The organism is Cognatilysobacter terrigena (genome assembly GCF_004361065.1).
GTDB lineage: Bacteria > Pseudomonadota > Gammaproteobacteria > Xanthomonadales > Xanthomonadaceae > Cognatilysobacter > Cognatilysobacter terrigena.
The window spans coordinates 116,715-136,479 of sequence record NZ_SELT01000001.1 but is presented as its reverse complement, the minus strand read 5'-3'; the positions used below and the strand labels follow the sequence as shown (position 1 = coordinate 136,479).

The following is a 19,765-nucleotide window of genomic DNA, read 5'->3' as shown; positions in this document are numbered from 1 at the left end:
GGGAAAGCCCAGTTGGATCGAGGCGTCAGGCCGCGACGTCGCCCAGCACCGCCTGACGCGCGGCTGCGAGTACGCGCCCCTCCTTCACCAGCCGCACGGCGACCTGCACTTCGGCGTCCATCGCGCGGTCGAAGCCCATGAAGGGAATGGCGTCGCGGATCGCCTCGTGGGCGGCGCGGACGGCGCGGCCCGGACCGAATTCACCCGCATCGGCCAGCTCGGCACGCAGGCCTTCGACCTCGGTCATGAACGTGTCGCGGTCGCCCGTCGCCAGCAAACCGCAGGCGACCTTCGCCGCCAGTTCATCCGCACTGCCCTGTCGCGCCAGCGCACGCGCGGCGTTGATCATGTCGCGACGCAGATCCAGCGCCTGCGCCGCCGTGTATAGCTCGAGGCCTAGAACCTTGCCGAGGTCGTCGGCCATCGCGAGCACGTGGCGCGCTTCGTTCGCGCCCATCGACACGTGGTCTTCAGCATTTGCGCTGGTGGGAATCGAATACACCGACGCCGGCATCGCGCGGCTCGCGAGGTCGTTCACGATCGCCGCCGCGGTGTACTGCACGATCATGAAGCCCGACTCGGTGGCGTCCTCGTTGCCGATCAGGAAGCCCGGCAGACCGTCGTTGGTTGCAGGGTCGACGAGCTTGTTGAGGCGACGCTCGGAGATGCTCGCCAGCACCGGAATCGCCGCTTTCACGTAGCTCATCGCGAGCGCGAGCGGCATGCCGTGGAAGTGCCCGGCGGAGACGACCTGGTCCTCGACGTGCGCCGCATCGGCATCCGGGAAGACAATCGGGTTGTCGGTCAGCGAATTGAGTTCGACGTCGAGCACGCGCCCGGCCTGCGCGAGCGCGTCGCGCACCGCGCCGTGCACCTGCGGAATGCAGCGCAGCGAATAGCTGTCCTGCGGCTGGTGCTTCTTGCCGCCTCGGAAGGGACGGAAGCGCGTGTAGAACTTCTCGCGCCCATGGCGCTGCGACAGCGGCACCCAGTCCCAGCCGATGTCGAAGCGCAGTTCGCGTGCTTCTTCGGTCGCCCAGCTTTCGGGCAGCCACGGGCGAAAGCGCGGCACGAGATGGTACGGAATGTCCGCGAGCGTCGAGCCGTCGAGCAACTGGCGCAGATGCGCCGCGACCGCGACCTGGCCCGGATGCGGGCGAAGTTCGTGCACCTCGGGCTTGAACGCGCCGAGTCGGCCGGCAAATGCGTCGATCGTCATCGCTGCGGCGACGTCGGCGGTATCGACGAGATCCTCGAGTTTCGCGAGCGCTAGAACGCCCGTGGCAAGCATCTGCGCGGTGCCGTTGTTGAGCGCGAGGCCTTCCTTGTACGACAGCGTGACCGGCTGCAGGCCCGCGCGCTTGAGCGCTTCGCTGCCCGGCAAACGTTCACCGCCGAGGAACGCTTCGCCACCGCCCAGCAGCACGATCGCAAGGTGCGACAGCGGTGCGAGGTCGCCACTCGCACCCACGGAACCGAGCTGCGGCACGACCGGCACGATACCCGCATTGAGCATCGCCGCGAGCGCACGAAGCGTCTCGACGCGAATGCCCGAGTGCCCACGCATCAGCGTGTTGATGCGGATGCACAGCATCGCGCGCACGACTTCGGGTGCGAACGGCTCGCCCACGCAGACCGCATGGGTGACGATCAGGTTGCGCTGCAGTTCCGCATGCAGCGATTCGTGCGGATTGTTCGCATCGCTGCCGGCGCCGTTGCGCAGCCGGTACGAACCAAGGAGGCGGTCGGCGTTGCTGCCGAATCCGGTCGAAACGCCGTAGATCGGCTCCTCGCGGCTCACCTGCTCCGCGAGAAAATCCGCGGCGCGTGTGACCGCCGGCAGCTGGCCTTCGTCGAGCTCCACCGGCGCGCCGTAGGCGACGGCCAGCACCTGCGCGCGCGTCAGCGAACGGCCGTCGAGATGCACCGGCTTCATGCGCGCACCACCGGCTGCGCGAGTTCCACACGCAGCGTCGATGCGAGTTCCGATCGCGCGACCTGGAACTGATCCTCGCGACGCAGATCCTTCACCGTCACCTTGTTCGCTGCGATCTCGTCGTCGCCGAGCACGACGACGAAGCGAATGCCCGCACGGTCGGCATACCGGAACTGCTTGGCGATCTTCGAGGCTTCCATGACGACTTCCGTGTTGAAGCCGGCCTGACGCAGATCGTTCGCGACCGCCAGGCAATGCGGAAGATGCGTCGCATCCATCTGCGTGACGAGCACCTGCACCGTGCTTTCCGCTGCACCGAGAAGCCCTGCCTCGCGCAGCTGCCAGAACAGGCGCGTCAGGCCGATCGAAATGCCGACGCCGGGGAGCTTGGACTTCGTATAGTGGCTCGCGAGGTTCTCGTAGCGGCCGCCCGAGCAGATCGAGCCGATCTGCGGATAGTCGTTGAGCGTGGTCTCGTAGACCGTGCCGGTGTAGTAGTCGAGACCGCGCGCGATCGAGAGGTTCAGCGCGTACGCGGATTCGGGCACGCCCATCGCACGCACGAGTTCGAAGACTTCGCGCAATTCGGCGACGCCCGCCGCCAGCGACTCGTTCACGTCGCCCTCGGACGCGAGGCGATCGAGCGTGGCGATCGCATCGGCATGCGACGTCGAACGGATTTCGACGAAACGCAGGATGCGGTCGACCGCGTCCGCGGCGAGACCGAAACCTTCGCCGGTCAACGTCTCGCGCACGTAGTCGGCACCTCGCTTGTCCAGCTTGTCGACCTCGCGCAGCACCAGCGCCTGCAGCGACGGATCCGCGACGCCCTGCTGCTCGAAGAAGCCGCGCATCAGCTTGCGGTTGTTGAGCTGGATGGTGAATGCGCCGATATCGAGTTCGGAGAACACTGCGTGGATTGCCGCCGGCAATTCGGCGTCGAAACGAACGCTCAAGCTGTCTTTGCCGATGACGTCGATGTCGCACTGGTAGAACTCGCGGAACCGGCCGCGTTGCTGACGCTCGCCGCGGTAGACGCGCTGCATCTGGTAGCGACGGAACGGGAACGCGAGATCGTGTTCGTGCTCGGCGACGTAGCGTGCGAGCGGCACGGTGAGGTCGAAGCGAAGCGCCATCTCGGGCACGCCGTCGCCCGCCTTTTCGAGCGCGCCGGTCGACTGCACGAAGTAGACCTGGCGCTCGGTTTCGCCGCCCGACTTGGTCAGCAGCACCTCCGACAGTTCCATCACCGGCGTTTCGACCGGCAGGAAGCCGAAGCGCTCGAAATTGCGGCGGATGACGTCGAGCATCCGCTGGAAGGCGATCTGGTCGGGCGGCAGGAGCTCGAGGACTCCGGCCGGCGTGCGTGGCTTGATCAAGGGGTTCCCCGGAACGGGCGGATCGGTCGTCACAGTTTAACGGCGGACGCCTGCCGCCCCACTCCGCGCTTCACGCCCCCTTGTCGCGGCCATGACCGCCCGCTAGACTTTGCGGCTCGGTGTCGGGGTGTAGCTCAGTCTGGTAGAGCGCTACGTTCGGGACGTAGAGGTCGCAGGTTCGAATCCTGTCTCCCCGACCAATCGAATTTCGAAAAAGCCGGCCTTGCGCCGGCTTTTTCTTTTTCCGCGACCCGTCTAGCGCTCGTGTCGCAACAGCAGCGGCATGTCGGCGTGGTTGAGCACGTGCCGGGTCACGCCGCCGAGCGCCCACTCGGTCAGCCTCGCGTGGCCGTAGGCGCCCATCACGAGCAGGTCGGCCTTCAACGTGCGCGTCGCGTGCAGGAGTGCTGCGCCGGTGCCCTCGCCTCCGTCGCCCGCTGCGATCGGTCGAATTTCGGCGTCGGCACGGTGGCGCGCGAGCCACCGGTGCAGGTCGATGGTGGGCAAGGTCGGCTCCACGACGTCACCCGCGCCGTCGAGCACGATGACCTGCGTCGCGCGCTGCACGAACGGGCGGCCCGCATGCAGCGCAGCCGCCGCGCCGGGCGAACCGTTCCAGGCGACGACGACCGTGTCGAACCGGAGTTCATCGGGCACGTTCGCGGGAAGCACGAGCGTCGGCAGGCCGGTCAGCGACGCGAGCCGGCCGACACCGGACGGCGCGTCCCAGGGATCGTCGGAGTTGCGATCGGGCACGGCGACGAGCAGGTCGTGCGAGCCGGCGAGATAACGCAGCGCACGCGCGGCATCGCCTGCGCAGGACAGCCATGCAGGCCCGTGCACGCCAAGCGACGTCGCCCACGCATCGAAGGCCGGCGCGCGACCGTCGCAGGCGTGGCGCTCGCGCGCGACTTCAAGGGCCGCGGCGGCGACGAGCATGCCGGGGTCGTACGGCGACAGCGGCGGAAGGCCCACCGGCACCACGTGCACCGCGGTCACCGATCCGTGCAGCATCGCGCCGACCTGCGCGGCCGCACGCACACCGGCATCCCAGTGGTCGATCGTCCGGGCGCGAACGAGTACGTCGTGCATGGCTACCTCCTCGGGCCGTCGCCCGGTTGGCTCGCGGATCAGTACATGCGGTTGCGATCGTCGACTACGGGGCTCACGGCGCAGCGTCCAGCACGCCACTGACGTGCAGCGCGATCAACGGAAAGAGGAAGAACACCATCAACGCCAGCTTGAACGCGCCGATCAGGACGAACATCAGCGTTTCGTAGGCGGGGCGTTCGATCGCAAACCAGCGACGGTGCAAGCGGTAGATCGCGTCGCGCATGCCGAGCCAGGCGAATGCCCATGCGAACAGCGTCGCGTAACCCATGCCGGCGCACCACTCGAGTACCCGGGACCAGTCGTGAGCGGTCATGCCGGTCTCCGCAGTCGGGACATCCGAAGTATCCGCCCTTGCGGACGCGCTGGCCTTCCCGCGGTCGCCGCGTGGTCCGGCGTCGCCTCGCCCGCCGCGCCATACGAACTCGACGCGGGGCCGGGCTCGACCGCCGACAACTTCACCGCACCGCGAATCGCGGCCTGCCACGCTGGCCCCATGGCTGAAGACGACACCCAGGACCGGATCGAAGCGCTCGAGGCGGACGTCGCGTTCCTCAAGGAACAGATGTCCCTGCTGGCGCAGTACCTGGCGATCATGATCGGCCGGGCGCAGGTCAACGACTGCATGCTTTCCGCGCTGATCCTGTCCCACCCGGACCGCGAGGCGCTCAATGCCGTCTGGCGCCAGTCCTCCGCCGCGGTAATTCCGAACGTGGTCGTCCGCGGCCCGTCGCCGTGGGATTCGGAGATTGCCGACACCGCCAAGCAGCGGGTCGACCACCTGAACGAGCTCGCGGACCCGCGCGGGTCCTGACTTTCGCACCCCAAACGTCGCGAACGGCCGCTCGTCGGCCGAGGTCGGTTCGTCGGCCGAACGGCCGTCCATGTGTCCAGTCGGGCCAATAAATTGTGATCGGCTTCTCGATTTAGCCTACGTTGCCTTCACATTCGGGGCGGAAGACTCGTCGTCGTTCAGCCCCGATTTCGACTCCACCGGACCGACTCGTGCGACCCATCCGAAAAACTGCACTGGCGCTCCTGCTGCCCTTGGTCTGGACGACCGCCGTGGCTCAGGACCGTCAAATGCCTCCCAGCGCGGCGTCGACGCCGGACGCGACCGTGGCGCTGCCCCCGGTCACGAGCCGCAGCGTCCGCGACAACCTGCTCGCGCAGGCCGAGGCCGCACGCAAGGCCGAGCAGTGGGCCGAGGCGCTCGCGATCTACCAGCACCTGTTGGCCGCGAACCCCCAAGACGACGTCGCCTACCGGATGCAGGCGCTCACGCTGACCGACCTCGGCGCGTCGTACCGGGCCGACGAACTCCGCGCCCGCTGGGCCTCGGACTTCGCCGACTACGACCGCGACCGCATCCAGGGCGACCGCGTCGCCCGCCAGATCGGCTGGGGCATGGCGTATCCGGAAGACCTCGACGACCCCAACGCCGAGATGCGCAGCGCATACGACGCCGTGCAGGAGCTGCAGTCGCACCCCGACCGCACGAATTGGGAGAAGACCCGCCTGCGCATGGATGCGCTGAGCGCGACGAACGCGCTCGGCATGTACCAGAAGACGATCGACGAATACGAAGCGCTGACGCGCGAAGGCGTCGACCTCCCCGCCTACGCACACGGCCCCGCCGCCGATTCCTACCTCGCGCTGCATCGTCCGCAAGAAGCGCAGGCCGCGCTCGAAAAGGCGCTGGCGAAGGATCCGAACGACATCGACAACCGCATCCTGCTCGCGTACGCGTACATCGAGCAGGAGCGTTTCGACCTTGCGCTGCCGATGATGAAGCAGCTCGTCGATTCGCAGCCGGCATGGATCGAACGCCCGGGCGCGGACTTCGACCAGGCGAACTGGAAGCGCTACCGCGCCGAAATGGCCTACGCGCAGATGGTCTCGTTCGGCGACGAAAACGCGCGGGCGCAGGAGATCATGGAGCCGCTCGTGCGCATGGGGCCGAACCGCTCCAATACGCAGGCCGCGTGGGGCGCATTGATGTATCGACGCGGCCATCCGACGTCCGCGCTCGAGCACTACGACATGGCGCTGACGATGGATCCGCACAACCGCGACGCGGAGATCGCGCGGGTGTCGGCGCTGTACGAACTCGGCCGCGTCGACGAAGCGATGGCCGCGAACGACCAGGTGCAGAAGCGCTATCCGAAGAACCTGCATGCCGAGCGCCTGCAGGAGGAAGTCTGGCTGCGCAACGGGCCGATCGGCCGCATCGCGTACGTCAGCGGCCGCAATACGCCGGAAACGAATGTCACCGGCCCGCTCGGTATCCGCGACCACCGCCTGAACTACGAAACGTGGACGCCGCTGCTCGGCTATCGCTGGCGCGTCGGCATCGTCGGCGACACGATGGACGCCGAATTCGTGCCGGACACCGTCACCTATCGCCGTATCGGCGCGGCGGTCGACTATCGCTATCGCGACTTCGGATTCCGCGTTTCGGGCTACACGGTCGAGCAGCCGAAAAAAGACAACGCGTGGACGCTCGACGGCGCCTGGTACATCAACGACGACTGGACGCTGCGCGGACAGGTCGCGAAGAACGACGTCGATACCTCGCTGCAGGCGCGTCGCGCGGGCTTCGATGCCGACTCCTGGCGCATCACCGCGAACTGGCATCCGAACGATTACGCCGCGGTCGACTTCAACTACAAGCACCTCGACTACAGCGACGGCAACAACCGCGACCAGCTCTACGCCTACGGTCGCCTGCGCCTCTACACGAATCCGCGCCTGATGATCGACGGACTCGGGTCGCTGTGGACGAGCCGCGGCTCGCGCGACGATTCGCCGTATTTCAACCCGTCGCAGGACGCGATGGCGACGGTGGGCGTGCGCTTCAACCCTCTGATCTGGCGTCACTACGACGCCTACCTCCGCCAGCGCCTCACGCTCGAAGCTGGGCCGTACTGGCAGGAAGGGTTCGGCACGAAGTGGGTGCCATCGATTTCCTACTACCAGGAGTGGCGCCCCGCGATGGGGCACACGTTCACGTATGGCGTGTTCTGGGCACGCCCGGTGTACGACGGGGGCCGCGAGCGCCGCGTCGGATTTGAAGCGGCCTACCGCTGGGGGTTCTGATGCGATCGGTCGCTCTCTTCTTCGCGCTCCTGCTCACCGCGGCGATGCCGCGTCCCGCGCACGCGCTGGTCGTTCTCGGCTGGCACGACATCCGCCCCACCACGATTCCCGACGGCGAACCCGATACGGAAGCGGTCACCACGCGCAACTTCGCGATGCAGCTCGACTGGCTGCGCGCACACGGCTACGTGCCGGTCACTGCGCAAGCGGTTCGCGACGCACGCGCCGGTCGCGGCACGTTGCCGGCCAACGCCGTGCTGCTCACGTTCGACGGCGGCTACCGCAGCGTCTACACGCAGGCGCTGCCGGTGCTGCGCGCGTTCAACTATCCGGCGCTGGTCGCGTTGCCGACCTCGCGCCTCGATGCATCGGCCGACGTACGTGTCGGCACGCGTGACGTTCCGCGCAGCGCGTTCCTCGGCTGGAGCGAGGTCAAGGCGTTGCAGGCCAGCGGGTTGATCGACTTCGCGACACAGGGCCATGACCTCGCGACGCCGATCGCCGGCGACCCACAGGGCGACCTGCTTCCGGCCGCCCTCGTGCGCCGCTGGAACGGCGGCTACGAGACCGAGGCCGCGCAGCGCGAACGCATCCGTGCGGACCTCGCCACCAGCGTCGAACGCATCGAACGTGCGACCGGCCGTCGCCCGCAACTCGTCGTGTGGCCGAGCGGCGGCGCGAGTGGTGCGGCACGCGCAGCCGCCGACTCGCTCGGCCTGGCGACGATCGTCGGCCCCGACGGTCGCACGAACACCAGCGAGTTGCGCTATGCGGGCGGTGCACGGGTGGGCGATCCCGCCTTCCCCGGTGCGCGCCTCGTGATGTCCGAAAACGCCGGCGCCAGCGACGTCGCCTACGAGCTGCGCCGCGACCCGCGCCTCGACGGTATCCGTGCGGTGCGCGTGTCGCTGGACGACATCGCGGCCGCCGGCCCGTCGGGCGTCGACGCGCTCGCCGAACGCATCCGTGCGATCCATCCCAGCCACGTGATCGTCGATGCCATGACGAGCGACGGCGGCGCGTGGTTTGCGGGCTCGAGCGTGAGCACGCGTTCGGATGTGCTGTCGCACGTCGCCGCACGCATCAAGGCACGCTCGGGCGCACAGGTCCTCGCATGGATGCCGGCGAACGCGTCGTCGAATGCATATGCCGACGTCGCGGCGACGGCGGTGGATGGCGTCGTGGTCGCTGACGGCGGCGATGCGGCGGTGGCCGCGGTGGACGCCGTGCGGCCGGATTTCGTCAAGGTGCGTTCGATCCCGATCTCGACGAGCGATCCGTCGGCAACGGCGGGCCAGCTGCCGGCGATGACGTCGAATTACGACTTCCTCGCGGTGATGCTGCCGCCGGACACGCGCGCATCGCGCGGTGCGGTCGATCGGACCGTCCGCGCGGTTGCGGCATCGCCGGATGCACTGGATCGCACGGTGTTCGTGATCGACGCCGGCGACGCGACGAATCCCCTGCCGCCGGACGAACTGGAAGCCCAGGCACGACGTGTCGTCGCCAGCGGAGGCCGGCACGTCGGTTACAGCCGTGACGTGCCCCTGAAGGACGTACCGCCACTCGACCCGGCGCGCGCAGCGATCAGCGCCCGCGCGTTCCCCTACCAGGAGCGCTGACATGAGCTTCGACGTGCTCGGCGTCCTGTTCGGCTTCGCCTTCTTCTACCCGATCGTGATGTCGCTGATCTGGATGGCCGGTGGCCTGTACTACTACTTCCGCCGCGAGCGGAAGAAGTGGACGCCGGACGACCTGCCGCCGCTGAAAGCGCATCCGATGACGTCCATCCTCGTGCCGTGCCACAACGAGGGCGCGCACGTCGAAGACACCATCGCGTGGCTCGCCGCGCAGAACTATCCCGAATACGAAATCATCGCGATCAACGACGGCAGCACGGACGACACCGGCCCGCGCCTCGACGCCCTCGCCGAGCAGCACGCGAACATGCGCGTGATCCATCTGGACCGGAACCTCGGCAAGGCGAACGCACTGCGCATGGGCACGCTGGCCTCGCGCAGCGAGTACCTCGTCTGCATCGACGGCGACGCCCTGCTGCATCCCAACGCCACGCAATGGCTGGTGTTCCATCTCACCAGCGGTCCCCGCGTCGGCGCGGTGACGGGCAACCCGCGCATCCGCAACCGGTCGACGCTGCTCGGCAAGATGCAGGTCGGCGAGTTCAGCTCGATCATCGGCATGATCAAGCGCGCGCAGCGCAGCTACGGCCGCATCTTCACCGTGTCGGGCGTGGTGTCCGCATTCCGCAAGACGGCGCTGCATCGCATCGGCTACTGGGCCGACGACATGGTGACGGAGGACATCGACGTCAGCTGGCGCCTGCAGATCGACCATTGGGACATCCGCTACGAGCCGAACGCGCTCGCCTACATCCTGATGCCGGAGACGTTCCGCGGCCTCTGGAAACAGCGCCTGCGCTGGGCGCGCGGTGGCGTCGAAGTGATCACCCGCCATGCCAAGTCGCTCAATGCCTGGCGCAAGCGCCGCATGTGGGGCGTGGTGCTCGAGTACATGCTGAGCGTCGTCTGGTCGTTCTCGATGCTGCTGTCGATCGTCCTCTGGCTGCTCAGCTACTTCTTCGACATTCCGCCGGGCCTGCAGACGGGTGGCCTCATCCCGCACTGGCATGGCGTGGTGTTGGGCGTCACCTGCCTGTTGCAGTTCGCGATCAGCCTCTTCATCGACCGACGCTACGAAAAAGGCATCGGCTGGAACTACTTCTGGATCATCTGGTACCCGCTGGCGTACTGGTTGCTGAGCATGCTCACCACCATCGTCGCGGTACCGAGCGTTCTCTTCGCCAAGCCACGCGGCGTTGCCACCTGGACCAGTCCAGACCGAGGTTATCGATGAGCACCACCCAACCGACCCAAGACCCCTTCATCTACGCTCCGAAGGAACCCGCCCCGCAGGCGATGCGCACGATGCACAGCGTGCTCACCCTCGCCGCCTGGGTGCTGTACGCCTACCTCTGGCTGCCGCTCATCACGGTGATCGCCTGGCTGCTGGGCGTCCGCACCAGCTATGTGGAGCTGTACGTCCGCAACAACCGCATCGACGAGATGATGCTGCTGACCATCGCGATCATCGGCGTGATCGCCACGGTCGTGCTCGTCGCCTGGGCGGAGTGGAACCGGCACCGCTTCAGCGGGCCGGACCGTCGCTCGAATCCGGGCAACGTGCAGCTGCCGGAAGTGGCGGAGTCGCTGGGCGCGCCGATGGAACTGTCCGACCGCCTCGCCGGTGCGAAGTCGATGACCCTGGCGATGGGCGAAGATGCGCGTCTATCGGGCATCCACCGCTCGACACCGTTCGCGCTGTAACGGTCAACACCGTGTGAGCCGCGGCGGCCACCGCGGGCTCACACGGTCGAGGCAACACTGGCGCCCGGTCGATGCCGGGAGGTTCCGTGCGGCTGGGTTCTGTTGCGTCGTATCGATGCGCCTTGCACGGACGCGGGGATCACCAAAACGAGACACGTGACGCACGTGATGTCGAGGGCGCCTGATGATCGGCGTCCTGTTCGAATGCACGTTCTTCTACCCGATGCTGATGTCGTTCGTCTGGATAACGGGCGCGCTGTATTACTTCTTCCGGCGCGAGCGCCACGCACTGCACCGCGACGAACCGCCGGCGCTGCTGCACTACCCGCTCGCCACCATCCTGGTGCCGTGCCACAACGAAGGCCCGAACGTCCGGGATACGATCGGCGCCGCGTTGGCGCAACGGTCTCCGGACTATGAAGTCGTCGCGATCGACGACGGCAGCACCGACGACACCGCCGAGCAGCTGAACACGCTGGCCCGCGCGAATCCGCGGCTTCGCGTGCTGCACCTCAGCCGTAACCTCGGCAAGGCCAATGCGCTGCGCATGGGGGCGTTGGCCGCGCGCTCGGAATACCTCGTCTGCATCGACGGCGACGCCGTGCTCGACGAGTACGCCGTGCACTGGATGGTGTGGCATCTCACCGACGGTCCGCGCGTCGGCGCGGTGACGGGTAACCCGCGTATCCGCAACCGTTCGACGCTGCTGGGCCGGCTGCAGGTCGGCGAGTTCTCCGCGATCATCGGGATGATCAAGCGGGCGCAGCGTGTCTACGGCCGGGTGTTCACGATCTCCGGCGTGATCGCGGCATTCCGCCGCAGCGCGCTGCATCGCATCGGCTACTGGTCGGACACGATCGTCACCGAGGACATCGACATCAGCTGGCGTCTCCAGCTCGATCACTGGGACATCCGCTACGAGCCGAATGCGATGTGTTTCATCCTCATGCCGGAGACGCTCAAGGGACTGTGGCAGCAGCGCCTGCGCTGGGCGCGCGGCGGCGTCGAAGTTCTGGTCCGTCACATCGGCGACTTCTTCTCCTGGCGGAAGCGACGGATGTGGGGCGTCGTGCTCGAATACGTGCTCAGCGTGCTGTGGGCCTATTCGATGGCGCTGATGTTCGCGCTGTGGGCGATCGGCAAGTTCGTCGCGCTGCCACCGGCCTGGCGCGTCGACACCCTCATTCCGTCGTGGCACGGCGTCGTGCTCGGGCTGGTCTGCCTGCTGCAGTTCGCGACCAGCCTGATCATCGATCGCCGCTACGAGACGCACGTCGGCCGCAGCTACTACTGGGTGATCTGGTATCCGGTCGCCTACTGGATGCTCAGCTTCGCAACGACCGTCGCCGCCGTACCCGCTACGTTGCTCGCGCGCCGACGCGGCCTGCGACGCGCGACGTGGGCCAGTCCGGATCGGGGGCTGCGATGAAGCGACGTCGCCGCACACCGAAGAAGCTCGACTCGCGGCTGATCGTGCGGCCCCGCGCGCAACCTCCGCTTCATCGCGCGACGTGGAGCCTCGTCACGTTGCTCGCGTGGCTGTTCTACGCCTACCTCTGGCTGCCACTGGCCACGGCGGTGGTCTGGTGGTTCGGGCTGGCCGACATCTATGGCGAGCTGTATCAACGCAGCGAGCAGGTCGACCGGTTCGTCGTCTTCGCCCTGCCCGCCGCGGCGGCGATCACGGGCTTCGCGCTGATCGGCTGGGCGGAGTACAACCGGCTGCGATTCCGAGGCAACGAGCGTCGCGCACCGTTCCGCGACGTGCCCATCGACGAGATCGCCGCGGCGCTCGGCGCTTCTCCCGGCGTGCCGCATGCGCTGGCCGAGGTCCGCGTCGCGATCCTGGACATGAACGAGGATGCCGAGCCGATGGCCGTGATCCCGGTCCTCCCCGTCGACAGGCGATCGCCGGCCTAGTCGCGGTGGGCAGCGCCCCGCGGGACCGGTATCCTGCCCGCACGCGCGCGATCCGGGGGGACCGCCGCGCTTCCGTCGACGCCAAGCCATCCCATGCCCGAACGATCCGTCTCTTTCGCCGTGCGCGCGTGCCGCGGCGCACTCGCCCTGCTGTGCGCACTCGTCGCACCGGCCGCGTTGGCCAATGGCAACGTGCAGGTCGGCGCCGACTACCACCGCCTCACGGACGGGTTCGGCGAGTGGAAAGGCCTTTACGTCCGCGGCAGCGAGTGGCGCGACCCGGCGCGCGTCTACAGCTACGAACTGGTGACCGCCGAACGCTTCGGCGATCGGGGCCAGTTCGCATCGTTCGGCATCCAGCAGACCTTCTCGCCGAAGTGGTACGCGACCGCGACGGTCGGCTTCGGCGCCAGCGACTTCATCTTCCCCGAGTGGACGGCCGACGCCGCGATCAGCCGAAAGTGGCTCGCGAACGGCCAGCTCGTCACCACGCTCGGCGTCGGCGGCAATCGCGCAACCGACGGCCATCAGGACACGCGCGCGCTCGTCTCTGCAGCCTGGTACGCGCCGCATTCCTGGGTGCTGGAGGCGGGCTGGCGCCCGAACCACAGCAATCCGGGCGACGTGAACTCGCATGCGAGCTATCTCGCCGCGACCTGGGGACACGAAGGCCAGCAGTACTGGATCGCGCGTCACGACGTCGGCCGCGAGGCTTACCAGCTGATCGGCGACGCGACCGCGCTCGTCGATTTCCCGAGCAACTCGACGTCGCTGGCGTGGCGTCGCTGGTGGACGAAGCGCTGCGGCACGCACATGCAGGTCGAGCACTACGGCAATCCGAACTACGAGCGGAACGGTGTCCAGCTCGCCGTCTTCTGCGACCACTGAGCGCCTGACTGCGCTCGACGCCGCACCCGCGGCGGGCGCCGTCGTGCCTGCCGACGATCTCGGACGTCTCGCGCAACTCGGTTATCGCGGCACCACCATTCCCCGCCACCGCGCGGTGCGCTGGCTCGACCGTGTCGGCATCCGCACCCTCAACGCCTTCGCGCTCGCCGCCGCCGTCTGGCTGGCGCTGGTCGCGGCGATGCAGCCCATCGCGGCGCTCTGGGGCGCCACGCTCAAGTCCGTCCTCGTTCAATGCCTGCCGGACATGCGCTTCGTGTCGACGGCCGCAGGCGTCCTGTTCGCGCGGGTCCCCGAGCCCCGCCTCGATGCGGGCGCACCGTCGCCGACGCAGTGGCTCAACATCACCGCGATTACCGTCGCGGTGCTGCTCGCCACCGCGCTGTTGCCGCGGCGCCTGCTTCCCGCGATCTACCTGCTGCGCTTCGCCGCACTAGTGCAGCTCAGCGCCTGCGCGTATTTCGTCATCGCACCGGCCTCGTATCCGTATGCGGGCGGTGCGCACGCCACGACGATGCTGCATTGCGGCTGGGCCAGCATGCTGCTGCTGCCGTGGATCCTCGCGTTCTGCTACTACCCGCTCGACTTCGGCTGGTGGCGGCGCATCGCGCTGACGCTCGTCGGCGAACTGTATTTCTTCGTCGTGACGCCGCTGCTCGCGGCGTTCGAAGCGGTGCTCATCCAGCACGGCTCGCTGCTCGTGCACCCGCTCATCTACCTGCTGCTCGGCCCGCCGCTGTTCGTGTTCTGGTTCGTCTGCCTCTACGGCTGGGGCATGAGCTGGCGTGACGCGCGCCCGGGTGCGCGCAAGTGATCCTCGCGATCGAAATGCTGCTGTACGCGATCATCGGCCTCGTGTCGGTGTACGCGTTCCGCCATTACGTGTTCACGTGGATCCGCCTGTTCCGCCCGCCGCGCGATCCGTACCGCGACATCGACGCCGCGGACTGGCCGACCGTCACGGTGCAGATCGCCGCGCACAACGAAGAGCGCGTGATCCGCTATTGCCTCGATGCGTTGCTGACGGTCGATTATCCGCTCGACCGCCTGGTGATCATGCCGGTCAACGACCGCTCGGTCGACGCGACGCGCGAGATCATCGACGCCTACGTCGAACGCTATCCCGGCCTGATTCGTCCGTTCCATCGCACCGGCGGAAAACCCGGCAAGGCGGCGGCGCTGAAAGACGCTGCGGCGTTCGTCGATTCCGACATCCTCATCGTGTTCGACGCGGACTACGTGCCGTCGCGCGGCCTGATCCGCCAACTCGTCGCACCCTTCTTCGACCCTGAAGTCGGCGCCGTGATGGGTCGCGTCGTACCACTGAATGCCGATCGCGGACTGCTCACGCGTCTGCTCGACATCGAGCGTTCGGGCGGTTACCAGGTCGACCAGCAGGCGCGCATGACGCTGCAGCTCGTGCCGCAGTACGGCGGCACTACCGGTGGCGTGCGCCTTGCGGCATTGAACGCGATCGGCGGCTGGAGCGACGACGTACTCGCCGAGGACACCGAGCTCACCTACCGCCTGCTGCTGCGCGGCTGGAAGACGGCGTACCAGAACCGCGCCGAGTGTTACGAGGAAGTGCCGGAGAACTGGCAGGTGCGCTCGCGGCAGATCGCGCGCTGGGCCAAGGGCCATAACCAGTCGCTCGCGCGTCACTTCTGGGGCGTGATCGGCAGCCGCCGACTGCGCGGCATCGAGAAGATCGACGCCGTGCTCCTGCTCTGCGTCTACCTGATGCCGGCGCTGACGTTGTCCGCGCTGACGCTCATCATCCTGCTGTTCTATCTCGGCCGCCCGCTGCCCTTCGACGGCCTGCTGCTCGGCCTCGGCGTATTCCTCTACGGCAGCCTCGGCAACTTCGCCGCGTTCTTCGAACTCGCGGCAGGTTGCTACCTCGACGATAAGCGCGCGAGCGCGCGCCTGCTGCCGCTCAACCTGCTCGGCTTCGTCACCAGTGTGGTCGCCGTGACGCGCGCGACGCTGGAGCAGTTGCTGTTCGACCGCCTGTTCCGCCGCGAGTTCGTCTGGCACAAGACCGTCCGGTATCGCGCGTCATGACGTCGCCCCTGCTCTCTACGGTGTTGCTCGGTGCGAGTGTCGCGCTGCTCGGATTCGCGCCGCTATTGCCGGCACTGCGCGAACTGCGACGCGGCACCGGACGTCCGCTGCATATCCCCGGCGACGACGAAGCGGGCGCGGGCTTCTTCGCGGCCCGCATGCGCGAGCGCCTGCGCGAGGAGTTCGGCGACGGCGATCCGCTCGCGAAGAGTCCCCTGCCTTCGGGATGGATCGCCGCCGACGACGCGCCGGTCGAAGGCGCGCGCGGCCGTGCGGACGTTCCCGCTCCAACGCTCATCGGGCGGCGGGTCGCACTTGCCGCCGGCTGTCGCTATCTCGGCGACGTCGTTGCACGGGAACACGCGCATCTCGGCCGCGACGCGGTCGTCCGCGCGGTGCTGGTGGAATCCGGCGATGCGGACGTCGCCGAACGCGCGACGGTTCTTCGCTGGATCGATGCCGACGCGATCGACGCCGGCCGCGATGCGCGCCTGCTTGGCCGCACGACCGCGCGCGAGCATGTTCGCCTGAGCGTCGGGGCGGAGTTCCATCGTATTGCTGCGCCGACCATTGTTTTCGGACGCGAACTCGTGCGCGTCTCGCCCGTCGACGTACGCGACGCCCGTCTGGACGAAGTCACCGACGGCGACTTCATCGAGCGTCCCGACGAACAGGGCCGCTGGGTCTGCCGCGGCGCGCTGCGCGTTCCGCGTGGCACGCGTGTGCTGGGCCATCTCGTCGTCGAAGGCGCGCTGCACATCGAGGACGACTGCGAGATTCTCGGCAGCGTCAAAGCGCACCGCGGCGCGCGCTTCGGCGATCGCGTCCATGTCGACGGGAGCGTGTTCGCGGGGCCGCATGCGGTGCTCGGCGAGCACGTGACCGTGCACGGCATGCTGTCGGCCGAGGCGACCATCGACTGCGGGCGCGGGCTGCGCGTCGGGCGTCCGGATCGGCCCGCATCGTTGCTCGCGCCAGTGATCCGCGTCGGTGACGGCAGCTGCGTACATGGCGCCGCATGGGCGTCGCGCCTGGGCAAGGTGGTCGAGTGATGCGTCCGACGCGTCTGCGGTGGCGGCGTTTCGCGATCGGCCTGCTGGCCGTGCTGGCGCTGTACGCGGGCTTCGTCCTCCGGCAACGCGAACGCACGAGTCGTATGCCCACGCCCGACATGGTGTTGCTGCTGCCGGCGGATGCGGATCCCAGCGATCCGCTGGTGCAGGTCTGGCGCGATGCTGCCGCCGAAACCGGCACGCAGCTGCGCGTCCAGCGCGCGTCGGATTTCCTGCAGCCCCTGCGCACGCAACGCCGACCGGTCGCAGTGGTGATGCCCGACTCCGTGCATCGACGCGCATCGCCCGCGCTCGTCAGCGGACTCCAGGACTACGTGCGTTCGGGCGGCTCCCTTCTTCTGACGTTCGACGCCGCCGCGTTGTCGCCGCGCGGCACGTACGACACGCAGAACGCACCGCTGTCCGCGTTGGTCGGCGTCGAGTTCGCGATGTACGACCGTCTAGGCACGCGATCGACCGCGCGCGGCGCGATCTCCGGCACGCCGGCGGCGATGCAGGCGCTCGGCATTCCGCCCGGAAAATATGTCGAGGGCCCGCGCGGCGCGGAACTCAGCACGTATTCGTACGGGCGGGTCAACTATCCGCATTACGTCACGCGCGGCCGCTACGACGGCACCGTGCTCCTCCGGGCCGAAGCCGATGGAAGCGTCATCGCTGGCGTGCATGACGCCGGCGCCGGGCGCGTGATGTTCGTGAACCTGCCAGTCGGCTATCTGCGCACGCGCAGCGACGGCGCACTGCTGCACGGCGTGCTGACCTACTTCAACGACGAGGTCGCGCGGCTTCCGCGCCTGCTGCCCACGCCGAACGGCGTCGGCGGCATGGTGCTGAACTGGCACATGGATTCGAACGCGTCGTACGCCGCGCTCGCCGTCATCGAGCAGCACACGCGCCTGCTCCAGGGCGGGCCGTTCTCCGTCCACATCACTGCCGGTCCGGACACGTACAAGCCCGGCGACCACACCGGCGTCGGCGTCGACACCGATCCGCGCGCAGCGGCATGGATCGCACGCTTCATGCGCGAAGGCCACGCGATCGGCAGCCACGGCGGCTGGATCCACAACCTGTTCGGCACGGGCGTCAACGACCATAACGAAGCCGAGTTCTCGAAGTACCTCGATCTCAATTTCGCGTCGCTGCAACGCGCGACGGGCCGTCCGATCGTCGAGTATTCGGCGCCCAACGGTAACCAGCCGCAGTGGGTGACGGACTGGCTCGATCGCCACGGCGTGCTCGGCTACTACTTCACCGGCGATACCGGGATGGCGCCGACGCATACGTATCGCGATGGCCATCGTTCCGATCGACGCACGTGGGCATTCCCCATCACGACGTACGGCGCCGCGGGCTCGTTCGAAGAAGCGATGGAAGCCGGCATTCCGCTGCCGACGATCCGCACGTGGCTGCACGGCGTCGCCGATTTCACCGCCGCGCATCGCAGCGTGCGCCTCATGTATTTCCATCCGCCCGGCGTGCTGCTCTATCTCGAGCCGATGCAGGAGATGGTCGACTACGCGCGTTCGCTCGGTCCGGAACGCTTCCGCTGGTACACGATGAGCGAGCTCGCGCGCTTCCTCAATCGGCGTGAGGCGGTGCGTTGGTCGTTGACCGCCGGAGAGCGCGATACCGAGGTGCTCGACGCCAACGGGGATCTCGCGCAGATGACATGGACGCTGCCGAAGTCGCGCTACGCGCGGCCGGTGGTCACTTCAGGAAACGCGACCGTCGTCGACGATCGCGCAACGTGGCTCGTCAGGTCAGCGCCGGGACGTGCGCTTCGGCTGCGCCTGACGCATGTCGCGCCGCCCACCACGCCTTGATCGCCTGGATGATGCGGCCGGACGCCGCGCCGTCGCCGTAAGGGTTGGTCGCGTGCGCCATGCGCGCGTAGGCTGCCGGATCGTCGAGCAGGCGTGACACACGCGAGACGATGCGATCGGCATCGGTGCCAACGAGTTCGACGGTGCCGGCGGTGACCGCTTCGGGCCGCTCCGTCACGTCGCGCAGCACGAGCACGGGCTTGCCGAGCGACGGCGCCTCTTCCTGGATGCCGCCCGAGTCGGTCAGCACCAGCGTGCAGCGCTCCATCAGCCACACGAACGGCAGGTAGTCCTGCGGTTCGACGAGGTGGATATGTGCGTGGCCTGCAAGGCGCTGCTCGACGACGTCGTGCACGCGCGGGTTGGGATGCACGGGGAAGACGATCTCCACGTCGTCGCGTTGCGCGATGCGGTCGAGCGCGTCGGTGATCGCCTCGACGCCGCCGTCGAAATTCTCGCGACGGTGTGCCGTGACGAGGATGAGCTTGCGCGCGGGATCGAGAAACGGAAACGCGCATGCCAGTCGCGTCGCGAGCGGTACGTCATTCTCGATGCGACGCACGGCACCCAGCAGTGCATCGATCACGGTGTTGCCGGTGACGTGCACGCCGCCGACGATGCCTTCGCGTGCGAGATTCGCCGCCGCGCGGGGCGTCGGTGCGAAATGCAGCGTCGCCAGCGGTCCCGTGAGCCGACGGTTCATCTCTTCCGGCCACGGCGCCTGCATGTCGAACGTGCGAAGGCCCGCCTCCACGTGCCCCACCGGCACGTGCGCATAGAACGCGGCGAGCGATGCAGCGAGCGTCGTGGTGGTGTCGCCGTGCACCAGCACCATGTCGGGCCGGAAGCGCGCGAACTCCGGGCGCAGCGCATTGAGCGAGCGCGTCAGCACGTCGGTGACGCGCTGGCGCGGTCGCATGATGTCGAGGTCGGCATCCGGCACGATGCCGAACACGTCGAGGACCTGGTGCAGCATTTCGCGGTGCTGGCCGGTGACGACGACGGTCGTCTCGACGTCCGGATCCGCCCGCAGCGCCTGCACGAGCGGCGCCATCTTGATCGCTTCGGGGCGGGTCCCGAAGACCAGCATCAGTCGGAGGGGATTCGGCTTCAT

Annotated in this window: 17 protein-coding genes and 1 tRNA gene; 13 read left to right on the top strand and 5 right to left on the bottom strand. The window is 68.0% G+C overall.

What is annotated here, in order from left to right:
• Window positions 1-25: 25 nt before the first annotated feature.
• Window positions 26-1,936, bottom strand: coding sequence for an HAL/PAL/TAL family ammonia-lyase (locus EVS83_RS00675; RefSeq protein ID WP_133498527.1), 1,911 nt, complete (start codon window positions 1,934-1,936; stop codon window positions 26-28).
• Entirely contained in the window at window positions 1,933-3,315 is a 1,383-nt protein-coding gene (hisS, locus tag EVS83_RS00670) for a histidine--tRNA ligase (protein WP_133498524.1), read from the bottom strand. The genes EVS83_RS00675 and hisS overlap by 4 nt, the downstream gene beginning before the upstream one ends.
• A 123-nt stretch (window positions 3,316-3,438) precedes the next feature.
• On the opposite strand from hisS, the gene EVS83_RS00665 reads away from it, so the two are divergent.
• Window positions 3,439-3,515 (top strand) — tRNA-Pro (locus EVS83_RS00665).
• Window positions 3,516-3,570: 55 nt separating this feature from the next.
• Here the strand turns inward: EVS83_RS00665 and EVS83_RS00660 are convergent.
• On the bottom strand, window positions 3,571-4,407 hold the full coding sequence (locus EVS83_RS00660; RefSeq protein ID WP_133498522.1) for a universal stress protein: 837 nt from the start codon (window positions 4,405-4,407) through the stop codon (window positions 3,571-3,573).
• Between the two features lie 73 nt (window positions 4,408-4,480).
• Entirely contained in the window at window positions 4,481-4,741 is a 261-nt protein-coding gene (locus tag EVS83_RS00655) for a DUF6868 family protein (RefSeq protein ID WP_133498520.1), read from the bottom strand.
• A 180-nt stretch (window positions 4,742-4,921) separates the two neighbouring features.
• Between EVS83_RS00655 and EVS83_RS00650 the strand changes: the two genes are divergently transcribed.
• The 12 genes from EVS83_RS00650 (at window position 4,922) to EVS83_RS00595 (ending at window position 18,651) form a co-directional block, all read left to right on the top strand.
• Window positions 4,922-5,239 (top strand): hypothetical protein, encoded by a 318-nt coding sequence (locus tag EVS83_RS00650; RefSeq protein ID WP_133498518.1) that lies wholly within the window; start codon window positions 4,922-4,924, stop codon window positions 5,237-5,239.
• A 269-nt stretch (window positions 5,240-5,508) separates the two neighbouring features.
• A complete protein-coding gene (locus EVS83_RS00645; RefSeq protein ID WP_133498516.1) occupies window positions 5,509-7,524 on the top strand; it encodes a tetratricopeptide repeat protein in 2,016 nt (671 codons plus the stop codon).
• A complete protein-coding gene (locus EVS83_RS00640; RefSeq protein WP_133498514.1) occupies window positions 7,524-9,146 on the top strand; it encodes a polysaccharide deacetylase family protein in 1,623 nt (540 codons plus the stop codon). The genes EVS83_RS00645 and EVS83_RS00640 overlap by 1 nt, the downstream gene beginning before the upstream one ends.
• Before the next feature lies 1 nt (window position 9,147).
• Window positions 9,148-10,398 (top strand): poly-beta-1,6-N-acetyl-D-glucosamine synthase, encoded by a 1,251-nt coding sequence (gene pgaC / locus EVS83_RS00635; protein WP_133498512.1) that lies wholly within the window; start codon window positions 9,148-9,150, stop codon window positions 10,396-10,398.
• The gene (gene pgaD / locus EVS83_RS00630; protein WP_133498509.1) at window positions 10,395-10,868 is read left to right on the top strand and encodes a poly-beta-1,6-N-acetyl-D-glucosamine biosynthesis protein PgaD; all 474 of its coding nucleotides are present in this window, start codon (window positions 10,395-10,397) and stop codon (window positions 10,866-10,868) included. The genes pgaC (EVS83_RS00635) and pgaD (EVS83_RS00630) overlap by 4 nt, the downstream gene beginning before the upstream one ends.
• A 184-nt stretch (window positions 10,869-11,052) precedes the next feature.
• The gene (gene pgaC, locus EVS83_RS00625) at window positions 11,053-12,297 is read left to right on the top strand and encodes a poly-beta-1,6-N-acetyl-D-glucosamine synthase (protein WP_133498507.1); all 1,245 of its coding nucleotides are present in this window, start codon (window positions 11,053-11,055) and stop codon (window positions 12,295-12,297) included.
• Complete coding sequence (pgaD, locus tag EVS83_RS00620; protein ID WP_133498505.1) at window positions 12,267-12,788, top strand: poly-beta-1,6-N-acetyl-D-glucosamine biosynthesis protein PgaD; 522 nt, start codon at window positions 12,267-12,269, stop codon at window positions 12,786-12,788. The genes pgaC (EVS83_RS00625) and pgaD (EVS83_RS00620) overlap by 31 nt, the downstream gene beginning before the upstream one ends.
• 93 nt (window positions 12,789-12,881) lie before the next feature.
• On the top strand, window positions 12,882-13,676 hold the full coding sequence (locus tag EVS83_RS00615) for a YaiO family outer membrane beta-barrel protein (RefSeq protein ID WP_133498503.1): 795 nt from the start codon (window positions 12,882-12,884) through the stop codon (window positions 13,674-13,676).
• Window positions 13,645-14,508, top strand: a complete 864-nt coding sequence (locus tag EVS83_RS00610; protein WP_133498501.1) for a hypothetical protein — start codon at window positions 13,645-13,647, stop codon at window positions 14,506-14,508. The genes EVS83_RS00615 and EVS83_RS00610 overlap by 32 nt, the downstream gene beginning before the upstream one ends.
• The gene (locus tag EVS83_RS00605) at window positions 14,505-15,758 is read left to right on the top strand and encodes a glycosyltransferase family 2 protein (protein ID WP_208108644.1); all 1,254 of its coding nucleotides are present in this window, start codon (window positions 14,505-14,507) and stop codon (window positions 15,756-15,758) included. The genes EVS83_RS00610 and EVS83_RS00605 overlap by 4 nt, the downstream gene beginning before the upstream one ends.
• Entirely contained in the window at window positions 15,755-16,810 is a 1,056-nt protein-coding gene (locus tag EVS83_RS00600; RefSeq protein ID WP_133498499.1) for a hypothetical protein, read from the top strand. The genes EVS83_RS00605 and EVS83_RS00600 overlap by 4 nt, the downstream gene beginning before the upstream one ends.
• The gene (locus EVS83_RS00595; protein ID WP_133498497.1) at window positions 16,810-18,651 is read left to right on the top strand and encodes a polysaccharide deacetylase family protein; all 1,842 of its coding nucleotides are present in this window, start codon (window positions 16,810-16,812) and stop codon (window positions 18,649-18,651) included. Before EVS83_RS00600 ends, EVS83_RS00595 begins: the two co-directional genes overlap by 1 nt.
• Here EVS83_RS00595 and wecB read toward each other — a convergent pair.
• Window positions 18,584-19,765 (bottom strand): non-hydrolyzing UDP-N-acetylglucosamine 2-epimerase, encoded by a 1,182-nt coding sequence (gene wecB / locus EVS83_RS00590; protein WP_133498495.1) that lies wholly within the window; start codon window positions 19,763-19,765, stop codon window positions 18,584-18,586. The two genes, EVS83_RS00595 and wecB, sit on opposite strands and share 68 nt — an antisense overlap.

Excerpts from the sequence above, each read along its gene's own strand:
- EVS83_RS00675 (WP_133498527.1), bottom strand. The coding sequence starts at position 1,936 with ATGAAGCCGGTGCATCTCGACGGCCGTTCGCTGACGCGCGCGCAGGTG.
- EVS83_RS00660 (WP_133498522.1), bottom strand. The coding sequence starts at position 4,407 with ATGCACGACGTACTCGTTCGCGCCCGGACGATCGACCACTGGGATGCC.
- EVS83_RS00655 (WP_133498520.1), bottom strand. The coding sequence starts at position 4,741 with ATGACCGCTCACGACTGGTCCCGGGTACTCGAGTGGTGCGCCGGCATG.
- EVS83_RS00650 (WP_133498518.1), top strand. The coding sequence starts at position 4,922 with ATGGCTGAAGACGACACCCAGGACCGGATCGAAGCGCTCGAGGCGGAC.
- EVS83_RS00645 (WP_133498516.1), top strand. The coding sequence starts at position 5,509 with ATGCCTCCCAGCGCGGCGTCGACGCCGGACGCGACCGTGGCGCTGCCC.
- EVS83_RS00640 (WP_133498514.1), top strand. The coding sequence starts at position 7,524 with ATGCGATCGGTCGCTCTCTTCTTCGCGCTCCTGCTCACCGCGGCGATG.
- pgaC (WP_133498512.1), top strand. The coding sequence starts at position 9,148 with ATGAGCTTCGACGTGCTCGGCGTCCTGTTCGGCTTCGCCTTCTTCTAC.
- pgaD (WP_133498509.1), top strand. The coding sequence starts at position 10,395 with ATGAGCACCACCCAACCGACCCAAGACCCCTTCATCTACGCTCCGAAG.
- pgaC (WP_133498507.1), top strand. The coding sequence starts at position 11,053 with ATGATCGGCGTCCTGTTCGAATGCACGTTCTTCTACCCGATGCTGATG.
- EVS83_RS00615 (WP_133498503.1), top strand. The coding sequence starts at position 12,882 with ATGCCCGAACGATCCGTCTCTTTCGCCGTGCGCGCGTGCCGCGGCGCA.
- EVS83_RS00600 (WP_133498499.1), top strand. The coding sequence starts at position 15,755 with ATGACGTCGCCCCTGCTCTCTACGGTGTTGCTCGGTGCGAGTGTCGCG.
- EVS83_RS00595 (WP_133498497.1), top strand. The coding sequence starts at position 16,810 with ATGCGTCCGACGCGTCTGCGGTGGCGGCGTTTCGCGATCGGCCTGCTG.
- wecB (WP_133498495.1), bottom strand. The coding sequence starts at position 19,765 with ATGAAGCCGAATCCCCTCCGACTGATGCTGGTCTTCGGGACCCGCCCC.